The 16,433-nt window shown below is 71.9% G+C and carries 17 protein-coding genes; 11 read left to right on the forward strand and 6 right to left on the reverse strand.

Annotated features, from left to right (window positions below):
* Positions 1 to 148: 148 nt before the first annotated feature.
* The 9 genes from NYZ95_RS15190 to NYZ95_RS15230 all read left to right on the forward strand — a co-directional run bounded on the left by NYZ95_RS15190 (position 149) and on the right by NYZ95_RS15230 (position 8,211).
* The gene (locus tag NYZ95_RS15190) at positions 149 to 706 is read left to right on the forward strand and encodes a YflT domain-containing protein (protein ID WP_262852166.1); all 558 of its coding nucleotides are present in this window, start codon (positions 149 to 151) and stop codon (positions 704 to 706) included.
* A complete protein-coding gene (locus NYZ95_RS15195) occupies positions 703 to 1,758 on the forward strand; it encodes a DUF2332 domain-containing protein (RefSeq protein ID WP_262852167.1) in 1,056 nt (351 codons plus the stop codon). Before NYZ95_RS15190 ends, NYZ95_RS15195 begins: the two co-directional genes overlap by 4 nt.
* A 10-nt stretch (positions 1,759 to 1,768) precedes the next feature.
* On the forward strand, positions 1,769 to 2,338 hold the full coding sequence (locus tag NYZ95_RS15200) for a histidine phosphatase family protein (protein ID WP_262852168.1): 570 nt from the start codon (positions 1,769 to 1,771) through the stop codon (positions 2,336 to 2,338).
* A 15-nt stretch (positions 2,339 to 2,353) separates the two neighbouring features.
* Positions 2,354 to 3,532, forward strand: coding sequence for a cation:proton antiporter (locus tag NYZ95_RS15205; RefSeq protein ID WP_262852169.1), 1,179 nt, complete (start codon positions 2,354 to 2,356; stop codon positions 3,530 to 3,532).
* Positions 3,533 to 3,597: 65 nt separating this feature from the next.
* Positions 3,598 to 4,131 (forward strand): MaoC family dehydratase, encoded by a 534-nt coding sequence (locus tag NYZ95_RS15210; protein WP_262852170.1) that lies wholly within the window; start codon positions 3,598 to 3,600, stop codon positions 4,129 to 4,131.
* 58 nt (positions 4,132 to 4,189) lie between these two features.
* Positions 4,190 to 4,654 (forward strand): MarR family winged helix-turn-helix transcriptional regulator, encoded by a 465-nt coding sequence (locus NYZ95_RS15215; RefSeq protein ID WP_262852171.1) that lies wholly within the window; start codon positions 4,190 to 4,192, stop codon positions 4,652 to 4,654.
* A complete protein-coding gene (locus NYZ95_RS15220; protein ID WP_262852172.1) occupies positions 4,651 to 6,261 on the forward strand; it encodes a DHA2 family efflux MFS transporter permease subunit in 1,611 nt (536 codons plus the stop codon). The genes NYZ95_RS15215 and NYZ95_RS15220 overlap by 4 nt, the downstream gene beginning before the upstream one ends.
* 120 nt (positions 6,262 to 6,381) lie before the next feature.
* Positions 6,382 to 7,224 carry a PHP domain-containing protein gene (locus NYZ95_RS15225; RefSeq protein WP_262852173.1) on the forward strand — a complete coding sequence of 281 codons (843 nt, stop codon included), beginning with the start codon at positions 6,382 to 6,384 and terminating at the stop codon, positions 7,222 to 7,224.
* 81 nt (positions 7,225 to 7,305) lie between these two features.
* Complete coding sequence (locus NYZ95_RS15230) at positions 7,306 to 8,211, forward strand: glycoside hydrolase family protein (protein WP_262852174.1); 906 nt, start codon at positions 7,306 to 7,308, stop codon at positions 8,209 to 8,211.
* 12 nt (positions 8,212 to 8,223) lie between these two features.
* Here NYZ95_RS15230 and map read toward each other — a convergent pair whose 3' ends face one another.
* Positions 8,224 to 9,006 carry a type I methionyl aminopeptidase gene (gene map / locus NYZ95_RS15235; RefSeq protein WP_262852175.1) on the reverse strand — a complete coding sequence of 261 codons (783 nt, stop codon included), beginning with the start codon at positions 9,004 to 9,006 and terminating at the stop codon, positions 8,224 to 8,226.
* Positions 9,007 to 9,068: 62 nt separating this feature from the next.
* Between map and NYZ95_RS15240 the strand changes: the two genes are divergently transcribed.
* Complete coding sequence (locus NYZ95_RS15240; protein ID WP_262852176.1) at positions 9,069 to 9,347, forward strand: helix-turn-helix domain-containing protein; 279 nt, start codon at positions 9,069 to 9,071, stop codon at positions 9,345 to 9,347.
* On the opposite strand, the gene NYZ95_RS15245 is transcribed toward NYZ95_RS15240, so the two are convergent.
* The 4 genes from NYZ95_RS15245 to NYZ95_RS15260 form a co-directional block, all read right to left on the reverse strand.
* A complete protein-coding gene (locus NYZ95_RS15245; protein WP_262852177.1) occupies positions 9,344 to 10,333 on the reverse strand; it encodes a sulfotransferase family protein in 990 nt (329 codons plus the stop codon). The genes NYZ95_RS15240 and NYZ95_RS15245 overlap by 4 nt on opposite strands.
* A gap of 78 nt (positions 10,334 to 10,411) precedes the next feature.
* On the reverse strand, positions 10,412 to 11,806 hold the full coding sequence (locus NYZ95_RS15250) for a YlbE family protein (protein ID WP_262852178.1): 1,395 nt from the start codon (positions 11,804 to 11,806) through the stop codon (positions 10,412 to 10,414).
* Positions 11,803 to 13,359 carry an AllF/FdrA family protein gene (locus NYZ95_RS15255; RefSeq protein WP_262852179.1) on the reverse strand — a complete coding sequence of 519 codons (1,557 nt, stop codon included), beginning with the start codon at positions 13,357 to 13,359 and terminating at the stop codon, positions 11,803 to 11,805. The genes NYZ95_RS15250 and NYZ95_RS15255 overlap by 4 nt, the downstream gene beginning before the upstream one ends.
* On the reverse strand, positions 13,356 to 14,225 hold the full coding sequence (locus tag NYZ95_RS15260; protein WP_262852180.1) for an oxamate carbamoyltransferase subunit AllH family protein: 870 nt from the start codon (positions 14,223 to 14,225) through the stop codon (positions 13,356 to 13,358). Before NYZ95_RS15260 ends, NYZ95_RS15255 begins: the two co-directional genes overlap by 4 nt.
* Before the next feature lie 35 nt (positions 14,226 to 14,260).
* Here NYZ95_RS15260 and NYZ95_RS15265 point away from each other — a divergent pair, with 35 nt between their 5' ends.
* A complete protein-coding gene (locus NYZ95_RS15265) occupies positions 14,261 to 15,952 on the forward strand; it encodes a PucR family transcriptional regulator (RefSeq protein WP_262852181.1) in 1,692 nt (563 codons plus the stop codon).
* Positions 15,953 to 15,955: 3 nt separating this feature from the next.
* Here NYZ95_RS15265 and NYZ95_RS15270 read toward each other — a convergent pair whose 3' ends face one another.
* On the reverse strand, positions 15,956 to 16,423 hold the full coding sequence (locus tag NYZ95_RS15270; RefSeq protein ID WP_262852182.1) for an SAM-dependent methyltransferase: 468 nt from the start codon (positions 16,421 to 16,423) through the stop codon (positions 15,956 to 15,958).
* Between the last annotated feature and the right edge of the window lie 10 nt (positions 16,424 to 16,433).

Genomic DNA, 16,433 nt, shown 5'->3' on the forward strand with positions numbered 1-16,433 from the left:
TGGCGCACCCGCTGCCAGTCTGTCTGCGTGCGGGGAGCATCGCACCCTGAGGGTGACGCTCCGTTCGGCGCCCCAGGGGTGCGCGTCGTGCACGGCGAGGAGCGCCGCGAGTCACTAGGGTGATCTGCAGTCGACCAGGAGGATGGGCATGGCGCAGCAGCAGGGCAGGCAGGGGTTCACGCTGGAGTATCCGCAGCACCTCGCGTACTTCGACCAGTACTCCGAGGCGCAGCGGGCCGTGGACTACCTGTCCGACCAGAAGTTCCCGGTCGAGAACATCATGATCGTCGGCACCGACCTGAAGCAGGTCGAGCGCGTGACGGGACGGATGACGTGGGGCAAGGCGGCGGGGTACGGCGCTGCCACGGGTGCGTGGTTCGGTCTCCTCCTCGGACTCATCGTGGGGATCTTTGCCGAGCCCGGCCAGTGGTTCCCGATCGTGCTGTCGGCGATCCTCTTCGGCCTCGTCTTCGGCGTGGTGTGGGGGCTGATCGGGTACGCCTTCACGGGCGGGCGTCGCGACTTCACCTCGGTGACGCAGGTGGTGGCCTCGCGCTACGAGCTGCTCGTGGAGCACAAGCTCCTCGCGGACGGGCAGCGCCTGCTCGCGGGTGCCCACCAGCAGCAGTCCGCGCCGCCGCAGTCGCAGGCACCGCAGCAGCCGCCGGCGCAGCAGCCGCCGGCCACGCAGCCGCCCGAGGCGTGAGCGGCTCTACCGCGCAGGCGGTCGAGGAGCTCCGGGTCCAGGCAAGGTCGTGCGAGAAGCTCGGCTCACCGATGTACGCCGAGCTGATCAGGGCGCTGGCCGACGACCTCGAGGGAGGTGGGCCGACGCGAGATCTGCTCGGAGGGCTCGCCGAGGACGATGCCGACCGGCCCACGCTGTTCGTGCTGCGGCTGGTGGGCGGCCTGCACCGGCTCGTGCTGGACGGGAAGACGCCCGCGCTGGCCGCGTCGTACCCGAGCGTCGGCGGCGCCTGGGACCGCGAAGCCGCATGGCCGCACGTCCTGGAGGCGCTCGCCGTGCACCGTGACGCGCTGCGCGCGGCCCTCGCGCAGGCGCCGCAGACCAACGAGATCGGCCGCTCGGCCGCGCTCGCGGGCGGGGTGCTGCGGGTCGCCGACCGGTTCGCGCTGCCCGTCCGGCTGGTGGAGATCGGCGCGAGCGCCGGCCTGAACCTGCGCTTCGACCACTTCCGCTTCGGGTCGCCGTCAGGGTGGTGGGGGCCGGCGGACTCGGGAGTCTCGCTGCCCGGTGCCTGGGAGGGGCTCTCGCCGCCGGTGGACGCCCCGCTCGAGGTCGTCGAGCGCCTCGGTTACGACCTCGCGCCCTTGGACGTCACGCGGGACGAGGACCGGCGGCTCCTCGAGGCGTACTGCTGGCCGGACCAGCCGGAGCGTCTCGCGCGCCTGCGCGCGGCGAGCGCGATCGCGCGGGAGGTCCCGGCGCGGCTCGAGCGACGCAGCGCCGGGGACGCTCTCGACGACCTCACGCTGGTCGACGGCACGGCCACGGTCGTCTGGCACTCGGTCATGTGGCCGTACCTCGACGACGACGAGCAGCGACGTGTGCTCGAGAGGCTCGACGCGCTCGGCGCGACCGCCGGGGTCGACCGGGTGCTCGCGCACGTCCGCCTCGAACCCGCCGACGCGTACGACGGCGGCTACCCGGTGACGCTGACGACCTGGCCCTTCGGCGAGGCGACGGTGATCGGGACGGCCCCGGCCCACGGCCTCCCTGTGACGTGGACCGCGTGAGGGTAGGGCGATGACCGCGCAGCTCTGGATGGTGCGCCACGGCCCCACCGAGTGGGCGCGCAACGGCCGACACACCAGCCGAACCGACCTGCCGCTGCTGCCTGACGGGGAGGAGCGCGCTCGCGCCCTCGCGGACCGGTTGGCCGGCACCGCGTTCGCGCTGGTCCTCACGAGCCCTCGCCTGCGCGCGCGGCGTACGGCCGAGCTGGCGGGCTTCGCCGACGCCGAGGTGGTCCCCGATCTGCAGGAGTGGGACTACGGGACGTACGAGGGCCTGACGACCCCCGAGATCCGTGAGCTCGTCCCGGGCTGGTCGGTCTGGACGCACGGCGCGGTCGCGGCGGACGGTGAGTCGGCGGAGGAGGTCGCGGCGCGGCTCGACCGCGTCGTCGCCCGCGTGCGGGAGACGGACGGGCGTGTGCTGGTGTTCGGTCACGGGCACGCGCTGCGTGCGCTGGCCGCACGGTTCCTCGGTGAGCCGGTCGCGTTCGGGTCGCGGCTCGCGCTCGACACCGCGACGCTGTCGGTGCTCGGTTACGAGCACGGGGTCGACCCGGTGATCGAGCGGTGGAACGCATGAGCGCGAGGGGGACGCGTGGAGTCGTTGTTCTGGATCATGCTGGTGGCGGCGTGTGCCCCGGTGGTCGCGGCCACGGTGCCACGCAGGCTCGTGCCGGAGGTGGTCCTGCTGCTGGCCGGCGGCATGCTGGTGGGTCCGTACGGGCTGGAGCTCGCGCGGGTCGACGCGCCGATCGACCTGCTGCACGACCTCGGGCTCGGCATGCTCTTCCTCCTGGCCGGGTACGAGATCGAGGTCGCGGAGCTTCGGGGGAGGGGCGGCCGTCGCGCGCTGGTCACGTGGCTGGTCTGCCTCGGCCTGGCCTTCGTCACGGTGGGGGCGCTCGCCACCACCGATGACCGTCACGCCGAGATCGCGGTCGCGATCGCGCTCACGTCGACCGCCCTCGGGACGCTGTTGCCCATCCTCAAGGACCTCCACCTGATGGGGACGCCGTTCGGTCGGACCGTGGTCAACCACGGGACCTTCGGCGAGCTGGGACCGGTCCTGGCGATGGCGATCCTGCTCGGGGTCAACAGCCCCGAGCGCTCGCTCGGCGCGCTGGCGCTCTTCGCCGGTGCCGCGATCGCCGTCGCCGCGGTGCCGGTGAGGCTGATGCCGCACACGCGGATCGTGCCCGGCCTGGTCCGTGCCGGGGCCGAGACGACGGCCCAGACGACCGTCCGGTTCACCGTGCTCCTGCTCGTCGCGCTGAGCGCGATCGCGATCGTGTTCTCCCTCGACACCATCCTGGGCGCGTTCGCGGCGGGGTTCATCCTGAGGCGCGTGCTCCCCGGCGGTGACGAGCGCCTTGAGACCAAGCTGGACGGACTCGCGTTCGGCTTCCTGATCCCCGTGTTCTTCGTGACCTCCGGGACGGCGATCAACCCCAGGGCGATCGCCGACGCACCGGTGACGTTGGTGGTCTTCGTGCTCGCGATCCTGGTCGTACGAGGCGGTCCGGTCCTGGTCGCGACGCTGCGCCAGCGCGAACCGGACGGGACGCGCAGCTTCGACGGGCGCGACTCGTTGCGTGTCGCGCTCTGGGCCTCGACCGGTCTGCCGTTGATCGTGGCCGTCACCTCGGTCGCCGTCGACGCCGGGGAGATGTCCGCGGAGACCGCCTCCGTCCTGGTGGCCGGGGGTGCGTTCACCGTGCTGCTGCTGCCGATGGCGGCGACGCTGCTGGCCCGGCCGGAAGTGACCCGCCAGTAGGTTCGCGTGCCGGATCGGCCATGATGACAGGCGCACCGCCGGTTTCATCGACGTGAGGAGTCCCCATGCAGTTCGGCCGCAGCTACGAGGAGTTCGAGGTCGGCGCGACCTACAAGCACTGGCCCGGGAAGACGGTCACCGAGTACGACGACCACCTGTTCAGCCTGCTCACGATGAACCACCACCCGCTCCACATGGACGTCAATTACGCCGAGAAGACCACCCAGTTCGGCAAGAACGTCGTCGTCGGCAACTACATCTACTCGCTGCTTCTCGGGATGAGCGTCCCGGACATCTCCGGCAAGGCGATCGCCAACCTCGAGATCGAGTCGCTGCGCCACGTCGCCCCCACGTTCCACGGCGACACCATCTACGGCGAGACGACCGTGCTCGACAAGTGGGAGAGCAAGAGCAAGGACGACCGAGGCGTCGTCTACGTCGAGACGATCGGCTACAACCAGGACGGCAAGGTCGTCTGCATCTTCCGTCGCAAGGTCATGGTCCCGAAGAACAACTACCTCGAGGACCGCGGTGGCGAGCAGCCCGGCCGTCCCGTCCCGCAGCCCGACAAGAACTGGCCGGGGCCCGACGCCGAGTGATGTACGTCACGCAATAATCGCTTTCCTGAAACATTTGCGTTTGGGTTAGCATTTTCGGGTGACGACACCCGAAGCTCTCGCCGGCCACCTGGAGGAGTTCTTCCTCCAGGTGGCCGCGTGCTGCGAGGAGGAGGGGATCGACGCGTTCCGCGCGGCCGACCTGTCCGCCACGCAGGCGCGCACGCTGCTCGCCGTGGCCGGCAGGCCGGAGGACACCCAGATCACCGACGTCGCCCGGGCGCTCGAGATCTCGGTGGCCGCCGCCGGACGGGCCGTCGACCAGCTGGTCGGGCTCGGTCTGATCCGTCGGCAGGAGTGCGTCAAGGACCGTCGCGCCCGCGTCGTCACGCTCACCGACGAGGGTCGAGACCTCGTCGGACGCCAGCTGAAGACCAAGCGGGCGGCCCTCCAAGAAATCGTTCGCGATATGTCGCAACCGACACGTAACCTTCTTGATCGCGCGCTACGAGCCGCCCTCGCCGAACGCCAACCCACACCCCCGGGTAAGGACACTTCTTCATGAGTCAAGACACCCAGACGCCGTCCGGCGCTTCTGGTCCCCAGAGCACGCCGACAGGCGACAACGACAAGCTGGACGCCGCTGTCCTGAAGGTCGCCGGCGTCGTCGTGCTCGGCGCCATCATGTCGATCCTCGACATCACGGTCGTGAGCGTCGCGCTCCCGACATTCCAAAACGAGTTCAACGCCTCGTACGCCGAGGTCGCGTGGACGATGACCGCCTACACGCTCGCCCTGGCGACCGTCATCCCACTGACAGGGTGGGCTGCCGACCGCTTCGGCACCAAGCGTCTCTACATGACCGCTCTCGCGCTGTTCACTGCCGGCTCGGTGCTGTGCAGCGTCGCCGGCGGCATCACTGAGCTCGTCGTCTTCCGTGTGATCCAGGGCCTCGGCGGCGGCATGCTGATGCCGCTGGGCATGACGATCATGACCCGCGCCGCCGGTCCGCACCGGATTGGCCGCGTCATGGCCGTCCTCGGCATCCCGATGCTGCTAGGCCCGATCGCCGGCCCGATCCTCGGTGGCTGGCTCATCGAGAGCTTCACGTGGCACTGGATCTTCCTCATCAACCTGCCGATCGGCATCGCCGCGCTCGTCTACGCGTGGCGCGTGCTTCCCAAGGACTCCCCGGAGCCTTCGGAGTCCTTCGACTGGACCGGCATGATCCTGCTGTCGCCTGGTCTCGCGCTGTTCCTCTACGGCGTCTCGTCGATCCCGGAGGAGGGGACGATCTGGGCGACGAAGGTGCTCGTGACCGCAGCGGTCGGCACGGTCCTCATCGTGGCCTTCGTGTTCCACGCCTTCCGGCCCGAGCACCCGCTGGTCGACCTGCGCCTGTTCAAGCACCGCACCCTCACGGTCGCCGTGATCACGATGGCGTTCTTCGCGATCGCGTTCTTCGGTGCAAGCATCCTCTTCGCGGCCTACTTCCTCCAGGTGCGCGGAGAGACGACTCTCATGGCCGGCGTGCTGCTGGCTCCGCAGGGCATCGGCGCGATGCTCACGATGCCGATCGGCGGTGCGCTGACCGACCGGATCGGGCCCGGCAAGGTCGTCCTCGGCGGTCTCACCCTGACGGCTCTCGGGATGGCGGGCTTCACGCAGGTCGGGGCGGACACGTCGTACCCGTTCCTGCTGACGGCGCTGTTCGTCATGGGCCTCGGCATGGGCTTGACGATGATGCCGACGATGACGGCCGCGCTCGGGACGCTGACCGACCACACGATCGCCCGCGGCTCGACGTTGATGAACATCATCCAGCAGGTGGCCGCGTCCATCGGCACCGCGGTGTTCTCGGTGGTTCTGACGAACCAGCTCAAGGGCGGGACGACGCTCGCCGACGCGACCGGTGCCCCGGTCACCGACGAGACCGACATCCCCCTCGCAGGTCTGGCGATCGAGTCCTGGAACGATGCGTCGATCCTCGACCTGGTCCCCGCGAACCTGATCCGGCAAGGCTTCGTCGAGGCCGCGGACGCCTTCGGTGTCGCGTTCGTCCTGGCGACGGTCCTGATCGCCCTGACGCTGATCCCCGCGTTCTTCCTGCCGCGCAAGCGGATCGAGCGTGAGGGCGAGGACGCGACGCAGGCGCCGGTGGTCATGCACTGACCTCGGCAAGATCCGCACGCCACGGTGGTGGGTCTGTGTCACCGGACGGGGGTCGGTGACCACGGAACCACCACCGTCGGCGTGTCTGCTGGCAGTCGCCGCCGCCGGTAGCCTGGCGGCGTGCTCATCGACCTCCATACCCACTCGCGCCGGTCCGACGGCACCGACAGTCCGACCGAGCTGGTCGAGAACGCCGCGCGCGCAGGCCTCGACGTCGTGGCGCTGACCGACCACGACGCGATGACGGGGTGGGACGAGGCGCAGGTCGCCGCCGACCGGGTCGGCATCACGCTGGTCAAGGGCCTGGAGATCTCCTGCCGCTACGGCCACCGGGGCGTCCATCTCCTCGGGTACGAGCCCGACCCGACCGACGCGGCGCTCCTCTCCGAGCTCGAGCGAGTGCTGCGCGGGCGTCAGGACCGCCTCCCCAAGACGCTGGCCAGGCTCAACGACCTCGGCATCGCGATCACGGAGGCCGACGTGCTGGCCGTCTCGGGTGAGGCAGCCGCGACCGGTCGCCCGCACGTCGCAGACGCTCTCGTGGTCGCCGGTGTCGTCGCCAGCCGCGACGAGGCCTTCGAGCGGTTCCTGATGCCGGGCCGCCCCGCGTACGTCGACCGGTACGCCGCCGACCTCGAGCACATGATCCGGCTCGTGGTCGCCGCCGGCGGGCGCGCCGTCCTCGCGCACCCCTGGACGCGGCAGAGCCGCAAGGTGCTCACCGCGGAGGTGATCGGCGAGCTGGCCGAGGTCGGTCTCGTCGGGTTGGAGGTCGACCACAATGACCACGATGCCGACACGCGCGCGGCCCTGCGCGCGATCGCGAGCGACCTGGACCTTGTCATCACCGGCTCCAGCGACTACCACGGGACAGGCAAGGTCGGGTACGACCTCGGGGTTAACACGACAGCGCCCGACCAGGCGGCCCGGCTGCTCCGCGACCGCGTCGACCTCCTCCGCTGACCCGAGGTTCGCCCTGTCGGCGCCGCCGCGCGCGTGAGCGAAACCCGCGACCGATCTGGAGTGGGTCAGTAGACTTTTAGGGTGAGCATCACTGCCGAACCCACCCTGCCCCGCTTCGACGGCGCCGACGTCGTGGTGCCCGCGCCTGCCCCTGGCCCGGGCAACTGGGCCGGAGCGCCCTCCGCCCTCTACGCCGACGGCGCGTTCTGGCTCGCCTACCGGGTCCGCCGGCCGCTCGACGCGGGCCGCGGCGTCAGTGTCGTCGTGGCGCGCTCGGAGGACGGCCTGCGGTTCGAAGAGGTCGCGGAGATCCACCGCGAGGAGTTCGGGGCCGAGTCCTTCGAGCGGCCCGCGCTCGTCCACCTGGGTGAGGCGGGCTGGCGGATCTACCTGAGCTGCGCGACTCCCGGCTCGAAGCACTGGTGGATCGAGGCGGTGGACGCCCCCTCCGTACGTGACCTCCCGCGCGGCCGGCGTACGGTCGTGCTCCCGGGAGACGACACGGTGGGGGTCAAGGACCCCGTCGTGCTGCGCGACGGTGACGGCTGGCACATGTGGGTGTGCTGCCACCCGCTCGACGTCGGCGGCGCCGAGGACCGGATGACCACCCGCTACATGACGAGCGCCGACGGACTCTCGTGGGAGGACCGCGGCGTCGTGCTCGCCCCCACCACCGGCTCGTGGGACGCGCGCGGGGCTCGCGTGACAGCCGTGCTCGACCGCGAGCCGCTGACGGTGCTGTACGACGGCCGGGCCGACGCGGCGTCGAACTGGTTCGAGCAGACCGGCCTCGCGCGCGCGTACGGCGCGGACGGCGAGCTCGCCCCAGTGGGCGACGCGCCGGTCGCCCACTCGACCGCCTCGGACGGGGCACTGCGGTACGTGTCCGTGGTGCCGTTGCCCGACGGCACGGTCCGGTTCTACTTCGAGGCGGCACGCCCCGATGGCGCCCACGACCTCATGACGTCGTTGGCGCCGGTCGACTGACCGGGCCTGCGCTCAGCCCCTCGCCTCGCGCGGCAGGGTGAGGATCTCGACGCCGTCCTCGGTGACGGCGACCGTGTGCTCGCTGTGCGCGGTGAGGCATCCTGTCGCGCTGCGCAGGGTCCAGCCGTCGTCGGCGGTCACGAGATCGGCGGTGTCGGCCATCACCCACGGCTCCAGCGCGAGCAGCAGCCCGGGCCGAAGGCGGTAGCCGCGACCGGGTCGTCCCGTGTTCGGGACATGCGGGTCCTGGTGCATCGTCGACCCGACGCCGTGCCCGCCGAAGTCGGTGTTGATGGGGTATCCGGCCTCGGTGAGGACCGACCCGATGGCGTGGGAGAGGTCGCCGATCCGCGCCCCCGGACGTACGGCGGCGATGCCGGCGCTCAGGGCCCGCTCGGTCGCCGCGATCATCTCGGCGCTGCCCGGCGGCGTCTTCTCGCCGACCACGAAGCTGATCGCGGAGTCGGCCACGAGGCCGTCGAGCGAGACGGCCAGGTCGAGGCTGAGCAGGTCGCCGTCCGCGAGGACGTAGTCGTGGGGGCGGCCGTGGAGGACGGCGTCGTTGACCGAGGTGCAGATGTAGTGGCCGAACGGGCCGCGGCCGAAGGACGGCGCGTAGTCCACGTAGCAGGACGTGCCGCCCGCCGCCGTGATCATCTCCTTGGTCCAGCGGTCGATGTCGAGGAGGTTGACGCCCACCCCGCTCCGACTCCTCATGGCCTGCAGGATGTCGGCGACCAACGCCCCTGCCGCCCGTGCGCGTGGCAGGTCGGTGGGCTGCAGGATCTCGATCATGGGGTGCCTCTCCGTGGCCAATAACTATCCCGGGCATGCTAACCCGGTACTAGGATCACCTCATGGTCCGGTTGCCGCTCACTCCCGCCGAGGTCGAGCGCGGGAAGCGTCTCGGCGCCCTCCTGCGCCGGGCACGGGGGTCGCGCGCGTTGCTGGAGACGGCGCTCGATGCGCGGGTGTCGCCCGAGACGCTCCGCAAGATCGAGTCCGGCCGCGTCGCCACGCCGGCGTTCTCGACCGTTGCGGCGATCGCGGAGGTGCTCGGGTTGTCGCTCGACGTGGTGTGGGCCGAGATCAGCGAGCCGGACCGCAGCCGTACGGCGCAGCGGCTGACGTCCTAGCCGGCGGACCGGCCCGTTGTGTCGGCCGCGCGCTCGCTGAAGGCGCCGAGACCCTCGTCCGTACGCCAGTCCGCGAAGGACTGTCCGGTGACCTTCTCCAGGAGCTCGATGTCGTCGACGTAGGTCTGGACGAGTGTGGAGCGCGCCGCCCGGTCCAGCTTCGGGCGGGTGGGCTCGCCGCGCCCGTGCATCGACGCGATCAGCGGCTTGCTGAGGCGGCGCCAGACCTGCGGAGGGAGGTGGGAGCCGGCGCGGGCCCCGAGCCGGACGGCCTTCGACGCGACCCGGGTGAGCGCGCCGGGCGCGACGTACGGGCGTGAGTTGTCGCGCGGGATCGAGGTCACGATTCCCGGCTCCAGCCCGAGGAACTCGCAGACGCGGTCGAGCGTCTGGGCGGGGTCGGAGACCAGCTCGCGGTAGCGCAGGACGAGGACGCGGTCGCCGTCGACGTGCCGGTAGAGGTCGTCGAGCTGGGCGCCGTACAGGCCGAGCCGCCGGTAGTGCCAGAACGGCGCCCACCCCGCGGCGATCCGCTCGCTCTCCCTGCCGAACGCCTCGACGAAGTCCTCGACGGGCTCGAGTCCGTCGGAGCGCAGGTGCATCCAGTTGGAGTACGCGCGGTCGACGGGGTCGCGCAGCACCGCGATCACCCGTGCCTCCGGCAGCTCCTCGGCGATCCGGCGGCGGGCGTTGCGCAGGTAGAGGTAGAACGGCGTGCTCTCGATGCGGACCTGGTCACCGGGCGCGCCGGCGAACAGCGCCTCGTAGTCCTCGCGGCGCCAGATCCACTCCTGCTGGCTGTGGGCGTCCCCCGGGCCCCGGTAGGCAGGGGGCGGGGCGTCGGAGCACATGTAGTACTTCGGCTCCTTGGGCTGACTCGAGAAGACCCGCGGGTGGTGTGCGAGCGCAGCGTGCAGCGCACTCGTCCCCGCCTTCGGCGCGCCGATGAGCAGCGCGTCGGGTCGCGGCGTACGAAAGCTCCCCATGTCGCGATGCTAAGGACGCCTCGCCCGAAGGTCGAGAGTTTAGGTCACCGCCGCGGGGGAACACCCGACCCGCGGCGCTCAGCCGGTGACCCTCGGGCGGGCGCGTTCGGCGAGGGCGGCGAGGGCCGCGGGGAAGATCTCGGCCGGGGGCGTCACCAGACCGGCGCCGACCTGGCCGGTGCCCGCGACCCGTCCCGCCATGCCCGTGTTGATCTGCGGCAGGATCCCCGTACGGCAGACCCGCGTGACGTCGATGCCGGTCGGCGTGCCGGCGAACTCCATCACCGGGAGCGTCCAGCGGGGGTTCTGCGTCAGCGTGATCTCGCCCATGCGACGCGTCGTCGCGAGGGCGTCTGGCACCGTCCCTCCGACGAGCCGGACGATCGCGGGAGCGGTCGCCATCGCGAACCCGCCGATGCCGGCGGTCTCGGTGATCGCGGAGTCGCCGATGTCAGGGTTGGCATCCTCCGGACCGTACGACCCGAGGTACAGACCGTCGGCGACCTGCGCGGGCCCGGTGAACCACTGGTCGCCTGTGCCGGAGACCTGGATACCGAAGTCGGTGCCGTTGCGCGCCATCGCGACGACCATCGTCGACCCCTCGATGTCGCGCGCGGCGTCGAGGGCGAGCTTGCAGGCCGGCATGGCGAGGTTCAGGAAGAAGTGGTCGTTGCCGCCGACGAACGCGGCGGCGTCGGCGACGTCGCCGGCACGCGACTCCGAGCGGATCATCGCCGGGACGAGGTCGCGCAGCAGCATGAGGGTGCCCGCGCGGTTGCGGTTGTGGGCCTCGTCGCCCATCTGGAGCATCTGCGCGAGCATCGCCGTGACGTCGACCGGTCCGGCCGCCCGCACCGCGCGCTGCAGCACGGGGCCGAGCACCTCCGACATCCAACGAAGCCGGTCGAGGACCTCCGGCGAGTACGCGCCGTAGCGCAGCACCTTGCCCAGGCCCTCGTTGAGCGAGCAGTACGTCCGCGCTCCCGTGGCGGCGTCCTCGATCACGAACACCCACATCGACGGCGAGACCACGCCGGCCATCGGGCCGACGGCATGGTGGTGGTGCGCGGGACTCAGCGTGAAGCCGGTTCCCGACTCGAAGAACGCCGGCGCGTCCTCCGCGTCGGCGACGATCCCCTCGAACGCGGCGGCGCCCATGAGCGCGCCGCGCATCGGACCCGAGGCGCGCTCCCAGGAGATCGGAGGGCCCGCGTGGAGGAAGTCGCCGGTGCCCAGGCCGAGCGCCTCCCCGGCCGGGAGGACGTCGACGAGCTGGGCAGTGACGCCGAGGTAGGCCTCGACCGCCTTCGCGTTGGCCTCGGCGCGCAACGGGTCGGCGATCACGGTGGCGAGGTCGTCGATCGTGCCCGGCATCGGGGGCTGCCAGTCGACGCGCTGCACGTCCACCGCCTGGTCGGCGACGGCGTCGGCCAGCAGGTCCGTCCCGGTGGTCACGATGGTCGGTGCGGTCATCGGCGTTCTCCTGAGGCGGTGACAGAGGCGTCGGCGGCGGCCGACACGAGCGGGCTGCCGGCGGCGGTCACGACGTCGAGCGCGTGACGGGTCGCCTCGGCGTTGGACGTGAAGACGTACGCCCCGGCGGCGGCGAGCGCCTCGGCCTGGGCGTCGAGCCCCTGGGGATCGGCGTCCGTCCCGATCAGGCTGACGACGACGGGGAGGGCACGGCCGGACTCGGCGGCCTGCGCGCGCGCCTCGGCAACAGCCGGTGCGAGCGTCGCGGCAGGGTCCGGCTCGGCGCCGTTCCCGAGGACGACGTCGAGCAGGACGACCGCGGTCGTGGGGTCCTGCGCGGCGCGGCTGAGCGCGGCACGTCGCAGTGTGGGGTCGATCATCGGGTGGGCGCGTCCCACCGTGAGCGCGTCGTCCCCGAAGTCGATCATCATGTGGTGGGCGACCGGGGTGCCGGACGTGATGACGCCGGTGTCGAGGGCGAGGTCCGGCGCGAGCGGGATGTTGCTGTGCACCGGCCCGAGGACGTCGGCGGCGAGGAGCATGGCCTCGTCGCAGAGGGTGCCGCCGACGAACAGGCCGCGGAGGAACCCCGGCCCGCTCGCGTTCTCGGGCTCGCCCCAGCGCCGCCAGCGCGGCACCTCGACGCCGAGCGTCTCGAGGACGGCCTCCGTACGGCTTGTGAGATCGGTGCCTGGCGCCAGCAGCGCGAGCTCGACGGGCACGTCGAGGGACTGCGCGTACGAGGCGATCGCCTCGGCGACCTCCGGTGCCGGGGGCTTCGAGACGAGGACGACGCGGCTGGTCGCAGGGTCGGCGTCGAGCCGCGCGAGGGCGGTTCGGGTCGCCAGACCGCCGACGGCCTCAGAGAGGTCCCGGCCGCCGACACCGAGCGCGGCGCTGACGCCCACACCTGCCTGGTCGAGGAGGCAGACGACCTGCTGCGTCCCGGTCCCGGACGCGGCGACGACGCCGACGGGTCCCGGACGGACGGTGTTCGCGAAGCCGAGACCGACACCGCCGACGAGTGCCGTGCCGCAGTCGGGTCCCATGACCAGGACGTCGCGTCCGGCGGCCGCGCGCTTCAGGGCCAGCTCGGCCTCAAGCGGGACGTTGTCGCTGAAGATCATCACGTCGTGGCCTGCCTCGACCGCGTCCATCGCCTCGGGGAACGCGGACGCGCCGGGGACCGAGACGAGGACCACCGCGTCGCCGGGGGCCTCGCGCAGCGCCGCGGCCGTCGTCCGTGGGGGAGCCGTGGTCGCGGCGCCGTCCCGTACAGGCGGGCGTCCTGCCTCGGCGAGCGCCTCCTCGACAGCGGCGAGCGCGTCCTCGAGCGTGGCGTCGGCCAGACGGAGAGCCACGACCATGTCGTTCGGACCGGTCTCGGCGGGCACGTCGAACCCCATCGCGGCGAGCGTCTCCAGGTTCAGCGCGGTGGCCATCGCGACCTGGGCCTCCGCGACGCCGGGGGTCCCGGCGACCCGCTTGCTCACCTGGAGCAGCGTCACGGAGTCGGCGTACGCGCCGGACCGGATTCGTACGTGGTCGGTCATCGGTCTCCTCGTCGTCGGGCGTCCGCGCTGTGAAACGAAGACGACCTTTTCGGCAGGTGGATTGCGTCAGGTTGCTTGCACAACGGGGACGGGTGGGGGAGGGAGAGGGCGACGCCGAGTGCGAGGCCGGTACCGGAGGTGTGCCCGACGGCGCGCAGGGCGGCGAGGGCAGCGGAGTCGGCAGGGTCGGCGACGAAGTCGCGCAGTTCCGCGATCGCTTCACCCCGTACGGCGTGCGCGAGCAGCGCGGCGGACACCGCGGTCGTACGGGCAGGTGCGTGGGCCACCGCCGCGGAGGCGACGCGCCCGCCGCGGTGGCCGCGGGCGTACCGGCCGACGAGCCAGCCGGCGAGGACGTCGTCGCCGAGCGGCGTCAGGCCGGGGCCTCGTCCGAGGAGGGCGGTGGCAGCGGCGGGGTCGTCCTCGCGCAGGGCCGGGTAGGTCCCGTCGGGAAGCCCGGGGAGGTCGCGCCCGACCTCGTCGAGGAGGGTGTCGACCTCGGGCGCGGTGCGCGCGGCGCCGACCTCGCGTACGGTCGCGTCGACCAGCCTGCCCACCCGCACCTCGCGCCCGTCCACCGAGCAGCGTCCACCGCCGAGCACGACCTCGCGGACGTCGCCGACGTGCTCCCACGTGGTTGTGAGACCGCAGGGGACGACGACGGCGTCGCGGGCGAGGACCGCGAGGACGTCCTCCCCGTCGCGCACGTAGACCGCGTACGGGCTGCGGGCGACGATCGTCGCCGGGCGTCTCGGGCCGCGCAGAGCGGCCGCGACGCGGGGGGTCGCAGCCGCCGGGTGCGCCGCGGAACCGCTCGACGAACGGTGTCCCGCGGTCGCGGACCGGGGACGGATCGGCGCAACCATGGCGTCAGCGTAGGAGCGTTCGCTACGGTGAGCCGATGGCGAGACTTGCCAACGATCAGCCGAATCGCTCTCACAACCTGACAGACACGACGTACGGCCTTCCGCTCGCCGACGTCGTGCAGATCGACGCTCTCGCCGGTGCGCAGACCCTCGCCGGAGCCCAAGGGATGCAGCGCCCGGTGACCGGCCTGAATGTCATGGAGGTCCCCGACGTCCTAGGGTGGGTCAAGCCGCACGAGCTGCTCGTGACGACCGGCTTCCCGCTGCTCGACACCGCCCGCCGGCTCGACGTGCCGCGGATGGTGGCGCTCGTCCAGGGCCTGTACGACCGGTCCCTGGCGGGCTTCGCGATCAAGCTCGGCCGCTACGTCGACGAGGTGCCGGAGGACGTGCTGGGGCTCGCCGACAGCCTGGGCTTCCCCATCGTGCAGATCCCGGAGAAGGTCGCGTTCGACGACGTCCTCAAGGACGCGTACGCCGCGCTGAACGCGTTCCAGTCGAACGTGCTCGCGCAGATCGACGCGCTGCACTCCGCCCTGACCATGATCGTCCTCGAGGGAGGCGACCTCGAGCAGATCGCCGCGGAGGTCTCCAAGGTCCTCGACCTCGGCGTGCTCGTGACCTCCACCGACGGCCGCGAGTGGGCCGGTGCGCTGAGCGACGAGACACGCGCGACCCTCGAGATCAGCGAGTTCCTCGACGTCTCCGGGCGCGTTCGCGTGGAGCGGCTGCGCGGGGTCCGGCCGTTCGAGGCCGGCGAGATCCGGGTGCTCAGCGTGGCCGCCTCCGGCACCGACCTCGCACGTCTGGTCGTCGTGAGCGAGAAGCGGGCGCTGCTGCCCACCGACGTCTACGCCCTGGAGCGGGCGGCGACGGTCGCGGCGCTCCTCATCACGCGCATGCAGGCGGTCGTCGCCGTCGAGGGGAAGTACCGCGGCGACTTCCTCCGCGACGTGCTGACCGACCGTGCGGAGAGCCCGCAGTACGTCCTCGAGCACGCCGAGGGGCTGGGCTGGGACCTCGACCGTCCGCTCGTGGTCGTCGTCGCGCAGCTCGACCCGCCCGAGCCGGGGGAGGCGCCCGTCTCGAGCCGGACGCGCCGCGGCTACCAGGACCGGTTCGCGGCGGCGTGGCGGCAGGTGGTCGAGCGGCGGGGGCGCAGCATCGCGGTCGCCGACTTCTCGTCGCAGGTGGTCGCGCTGCTCCCGGTGTCACCGGACGGGTCGGACGTCTCCGAGGTCGTCGAGGAGGCGCTGGCCGCCGTACGAGGGGACTCCGGCGGTGGGCGACGCCCCTTCTCGGCGGGGATCAGCCGGGTCGTCGCCGGCGTGGAGGCGCTGCCGGACGCGTACACCCGTGCGCGCAAGGCCGTCGAGGTCGGGCGGCGGATGAAGGGGACGGGGTCGACGACGTACTTCGACCGTCTCGGCGTCCGCCGGCTCCTCTCGCAGGTCGAGGACCCGGCCGAGCTGGACGCGTTCGCGTCGGAGGTCCTCGGCACGCTCGCCGAGGACACGGCGACGGCGGCCGACCTCCGGGCGACGCTGCAGGTGCTGCTCGACGTCAACCTCAACGTGGCGGAGGCCGCGCGCACGCAGCACTTCCACTACAACACGATGCGCTACCGCGTGACCAAGCTCGAGAGCCTGCTCGGCCCGTTCAGCACCGATCCGCAGGTGCGTCTGGACGTGGCCGTCGCGCTGCAGATCCTGCACATGCGCGAGTGAGGCTCACGGCTTGAAGTAGTCCGCCATCATCGGGCCGACCCACGCGGGCTGCTCCACGCCGGTCGGGAGGAACTCGCGCAGGACCGGCTTGAGGTCGACCACTGGCGTGCCGGACACGGCGTCGAGTCCGACCACGGTCAGCTCGCGGGCACCGACCGACTCGATCGCGCAGCAGGTCACGCCGATGCGGTTCGGCCGGCGCGGGCCGCGGCCCGCGAAGATGCCGACGGGTGGAAGCGCGGAGAGACCACGGTACGGCCGCGGCTCGCGGTAGTCCTCGGCCTCGGGGAGCTGGTCGAAGAGGAACAGGACCTCCACGTGGGAGAACCACTCCAGGCCGACCAGACTCGTCTCGCCGAACCGTTCGTCGAGCGTGATCGTGCTGCGGACCGCGCCCCAGTTGTCGGTGTCCTGGACGTCGGTCCGGTCGTTGTGGACCGTCCCGACCGGGGTGATGCTGAAGGCAGGCATCGTCGAAGGC

Source organism: Mumia quercus, from assembly GCF_025506335.1.
Lineage (GTDB): Bacteria > Actinomycetota > Actinomycetes > Propionibacteriales > Nocardioidaceae > Mumia > Mumia quercus.